The organism is Psychrobacter sp. TB20-MNA-CIBAN-0197, assembly GCF_040309765.1.
In the GTDB taxonomy this organism is placed as follows: Bacteria; Pseudomonadota; Gammaproteobacteria; order Pseudomonadales; family Moraxellaceae; genus Psychrobacter; species Psychrobacter submarinus.
The window spans coordinates 1-291 of sequence record NZ_JBEOPC010000345.1 but is presented as its reverse complement, the minus strand read 5'-3'; the positions used below and the strand labels follow the sequence as shown (position 1 = coordinate 291).

Here is a 291-nt window from a genome sequence, read left to right as displayed (position 1 = left end):
AAAGCATCGGCGCCTGGGCACCTGATTTTTGCTCTTCCAATGACATACCCGTCCACTCGTAACTGATGCCTTCAGGTAATTTGTCTATCATGGCTTCCATTGAGCTCATGGCTTCACCAGTACTCAAACCTGGGGCTGCACTACCTTGGATATTCATTGATGGTAAGCTGTTATAGCGGGTCAGACGCGGTGAGCCTGACTGCCATTCACTGGTCGAAAAGGCATCAAATGAAATCATATCATTCGTCTCGTTTCGTACATACCACTTACCAATGTCATCAGGGTTGGTAC

1 protein-coding gene is annotated in these 291 nt (G+C 47.4%); it reads right to left on the bottom strand.

Annotation, left to right across the window (positions count from 1 at the left end; translation table 11 throughout):
• Positions 1-291 (bottom strand): efflux RND transporter permease subunit (locus tag AAEY83_RS13955; protein ID WP_351059734.1); only part of this gene is annotated, 291 nt, incomplete at both ends.